This is a genomic window from Streptomyces milbemycinicus (assembly GCF_002154605.1).
Taxonomy (GTDB): domain Bacteria; phylum Actinomycetota; class Actinomycetes; order Streptomycetales; family Streptomycetaceae; genus Streptomyces; species Streptomyces milbemycinicus.
Map to the genome: position 1 here is coordinate 1 of NZ_MUNE01000905.1, position 3894 is coordinate 3894.

5 protein-coding genes are annotated in these 3894 nt (G+C 70.2%); all 5 read left to right on the plus strand.

Features of this window, described 5'->3' with window-relative positions:
- On the plus strand, positions 1 to 990 hold a 990-nt coding region (eccD, locus tag CCN51_RS48630), incomplete at its 5' end, for a type VII secretion integral membrane protein EccD (RefSeq protein WP_086861073.1).
- Positions 991 to 1020: 30 nt separating this feature from the next.
- Positions 1021 to 2550 (plus strand): type VII secretion protein EccB, encoded by a 1530-nt coding sequence (eccB, locus tag CCN51_RS48635; RefSeq protein WP_014174512.1) that lies wholly within the window; start codon positions 1021 to 1023, stop codon positions 2548 to 2550.
- A gap of 38 nt (positions 2551 to 2588) precedes the next feature.
- Entirely contained in the window at positions 2589 to 2930 is a 342-nt protein-coding gene (locus CCN51_RS48640; protein WP_014174511.1) for a hypothetical protein, read from the plus strand.
- 58 nt (positions 2931 to 2988) lie between these two features.
- Positions 2989 to 3309, plus strand: coding sequence for a WXG100 family type VII secretion target (locus tag CCN51_RS48645; RefSeq protein WP_014174510.1), 321 nt, complete (start codon positions 2989 to 2991; stop codon positions 3307 to 3309).
- Between the two features lie 64 nt (positions 3310 to 3373).
- Entirely contained in the window at positions 3374 to 3871 is a 498-nt protein-coding gene (locus CCN51_RS48650; protein WP_014174509.1) for a type VII secretion system-associated protein, read from the plus strand.
- Positions 3872 to 3894: the final 23 nt, after the last annotated feature.

The window sequence follows — 3894 nt, forward strand, 5'->3', positions numbered from 1 at the left end:
GTTCTCGCCACCCCCGGCCCGCCCGCCGAACTGCGCGCCCTGGCCGCGGCCGTCGCCGGGGCGTTCCTGCTCGGCGGCGCCGCCTCGGCCAGCCGCGCGGTCGGCGACGCGGAGGCGGGCGCGGCGCTCGGCTTCGCCGCCGTGCCCTACTTCGCCCTCGCCGGCTGGCTGTTGCCCGGCGGCGACCTCGGCGGACCGCACCCGTACGAAGTGCTCGGCTCCCGGCTGCTCGCCGCGAGCGCCGCCGCGGCGGGCGGCGCGATGCTGGCCGTCGCCCTGGTCGTGGCCTTCGCCGCGCTCTTCGTGGCCGCCGTGGCGGTCGCCGCCGCGGGCGTCCTCGCGGCCGTGCTGATGATGACCGCCGATCTGTCGGCCGCCCACGCCGCCGGGCTGGTCTCCCTGGCCGCCGTGCTCTTCGGCGCGTTCGTGCCCTCGATGTCGTTCCGGCTCTCCGGGCTGCGCATGCCACCGCTGCCCACCAACGCCCAGCAGCTGCAGGAGGGCATCGAACCCCACTCGCCGGCCGCCGTGGCCGCCCGCACCGTCGTCGCCGACGGCTGGATGACCGGCCTGTACGCCGCAGCCGGGACGATCTGCGCCGGCTGCATGCTGGGCCTGGCACGCGCCGAAGACCTCCCCGAGATCATCACCATGGCAGCCCTGTCGGTGCTGCTCCTGCTGCACAGCCGCGGCCTCGGGAACACCCTCCAGCGTCTGTCGCTGGTCGCCCCCGCCCTGTGGGGCGGCGCCCTGCTGACGTACGAGGCGGCCACCTCGTACAGCTCGACCGGCAAGCTGCTGCTGGTCGGCGGGTTGCTCGCGGTCGCCGCCGCCATCGCCATCGCCTCCTGGACGGTTCCGGGACGGCGGCTGGTCCCGTACTGGGGCCGGGCCGCCGAACTGCTGCACTCGGCCATGGCGATCAGCATGCTGCCCCTGTCGCTGTGGGTGCTCGGCGTCTACGGCGCCCTCCGCTCCCTCAACGGATAACGCCCAAGACCGCCCAAGGACGAGTTCTCCATGCAGACCAAACGCGACCAGGTCCAGGCCCATATGTTCCTCATGGGCCGGCTGACCTCCAGCATGCTGCGCTCCGACCCGGACGCCCCCGAGAGCCCCCAGGGCCGCACCAACCGCGGTGTCGCCATCGGCGTGATCATCGCCGTGCTGCTGTGCGCCGGCGCCTTTGTCCTCGGCCTCGTCTCGCCCGGCCAGAAGGACTCCTGGCGCACCGCCGGAAAGCTGATCGTCGACAAGGAGACCGGCGCCCGCTATCTGTACCTCGACGGACGGCTGCGCCCGGTGCGCAACTACGCCTCGGCGCTGCTGCTCGCCGGCTCCGACCTGGAGACCACCACGGTGGGCACCAAATCCCTCAAGGGCACCCCGCTCGGCACGCCCATCGGCATCGAGGGCGCCCCGGACTCGCTGCCCAAGGCGGGTGACCTGTCCGACGACCCGTGGCAGGTGTGTTCCGCGCCGTCGGCGGAGGACGACGGCAAGGTCGGCACCACGCTCGCGGTGGGCGCGGAGACTCCCGGCGACGCGCTCGGCAAGGGCGAGGGGGTGCTCGTCTCGGGCCCGGACCGCAACCGCTACCTGCTGTGGCAGGGCAGTCGGCTGCGGCTGGACCGCGACTCGGGCGCGGCCGAGGCGCTGGGCTACGCCTCCGCCAAGCCGGTGCCCGTATCGGCCGGTTTCCTGAGTGCGCTGCCCGCGGGCCCCGACCTCGCACCGCCGGAGAACCCGGGGATCGGCGACTCGGGACCGAGGCTGGGCGGCCGGTCCACCAGGGTCGGCCAGGCGTTCACGCTGGACGTTCCGGGCTCCGGCAGCCGCTACTACCTGCTGCGCAAGGATGGCCTCGCACCGCTCACCGCGACCGAACTGGCGCTGGTGCTGGGCGATCCGCAGACCCGCGAGAAGGCGTACGGGGGCCAGGCGCCGGTCGCCTCGCCGGTGACCTCCCAGGCGCTGCAGGGCAATCTCGCGCCGCAGGGCTCGCCGCACCAGGGTCCCGGCGAAATGCCGAGCTCGCCACCCAAGGCGGTCACGGTGGCCGATGAGCAGACCCCGTGTGTCCGGGTGGCACCGCAGGGCAAGGGCACCCGGGTCGGCGTCACGCTGGTCGAGGAGCCCGACCTCGGCCCGGTCGCCCAGCACTCCGCGGGGGCGGCCGCGGCCCCGGCGTGTCTGCCCGTGGACCGGATCACCGTGCCGCCGGGCCGCGGTGTTCTCGTACGGGCGCTGGGCGCCGGCGGGGGCCGGGTCGGCAGCACGGTCTACCTGGTCACGGACTCGGGTGTGAAGCACCGGCTGGCGAGCCAGGACGCGGTCAAGGCGCTGGGTTACGACGGCGAGGCCCCGCAGGAGCTGCCCTCGCTGATGCTGTCGATGCTCCCCTCCGGCCCCGACCTGTATCCGCAGGCCGCGCAGAACGGCCAGGTCAATGTGACGGCGCCGCGCTGCCGTTTCCCCGGCAAGGGCGAACAAGCGAAAAGCAATCTGACGACAAGTCAGAAAGGCGAGAAGACAAGCGGGGCCTCATAGCATCGCCGTCCTGAAGCCGATCGAGGAGAGGGGCACGTATGTCTGCCAATGGCATGCAGCAGTCGGAGGAATCCGCGACACGGAACGGCATCCAGGCCCTGGAGATGGCCTTCAGCGGAGTCATGAAGTGCCGCCAGGACGTCGAGTCCACCAAGAGCAACCTCATGACCCACTACAAGGGCAGTGACGGTGGCGCCTTCCGGGACCTCGTCACCTCCTGGGAGGAGAAGGCCGATGTCATCCTCACCAACGTCCAGGACATGATCGAGACGCTGAACCAGACCCTCGTCGAGCAGGGCAAGCAGCAGGGGTCCTCGAACGAGGCCATCAACCAGGCCTACTCGCAGTCGGACGCGGTCTTCGACACCCTGACCGGCTGATCCGGGCCGCCGGCTTCCCCATCACCCCTTAGGACCCTAGGCGAGACGAGGACAGGCAATGAGCGACTTCACCGACGGCTACATCTACGTCGACTACTCGCATATGAGCAACGCGGCCGACGACATGATCACGCAGACGAAGGCCATCGCGACCACGCTCGAGAACCTGGAGATGGAGCTCAACGAGCTCAGGAACACCTGGATCGGTGACGACAAGGACGTCTACACCCAGAAGCAGCAGGCCTGGGACAACGCGGTCAAGGGGATGGAGGACCTGCTGACCAAGCACTCCGCCCTGCTGACCTCGGTCTCCGAGAACTACCAGTACAGCGAGCAGTCGCTGACGCAGATGTGGGACTCGGTGAAGATCGGCCGCTGACGCCGCCGGCGGCCGGCCCCCGCGGCCGGCCCGCCCATCACACCCCCAGCGGGAAGGACCCGGAGTGGACACCAAGGATCCGAACGAGAAGACCACCAAGCTGACCTTGGACAAGGCCGGTCTCCAGAGTTTCCTCGACGATCGCGTGCTGCCCTTCAAGGACGAGATCCGCAAGATCACCGAGGACGACCCCACGTTCGGTCCCTCGATGGGCTCGTTGGTCGGCAAAGAAGACATCAGCATCGAGGATTTCGACTCCTACCAGGCCGGGAAGCCGCTGTCGCTCGGCTGGATGCTCCAGGAGGGCGAAGTCGACGGGCAGGTGGCGAAGCTCAACAAGAGCCTCGCCACGATGGCGGAGAACGTCATCGAGATCTACAAGGAGCAGGCCAAGCTCTTCGGGGACATCGAGGACAACCTGGAGACCACCATCTCCACTCTGTTCTCCACTCAGGGCGGCAACCTGACCACCATCGGCGGCCAGGAGTTCCTGGACATCTTCGAGGACGTGGACGACGACCTCGCCGGCGGCAAGTCCGGCGGCGGCGACGATGACGACTAGCCGCTGAGCGTCGCGCCGCCGGA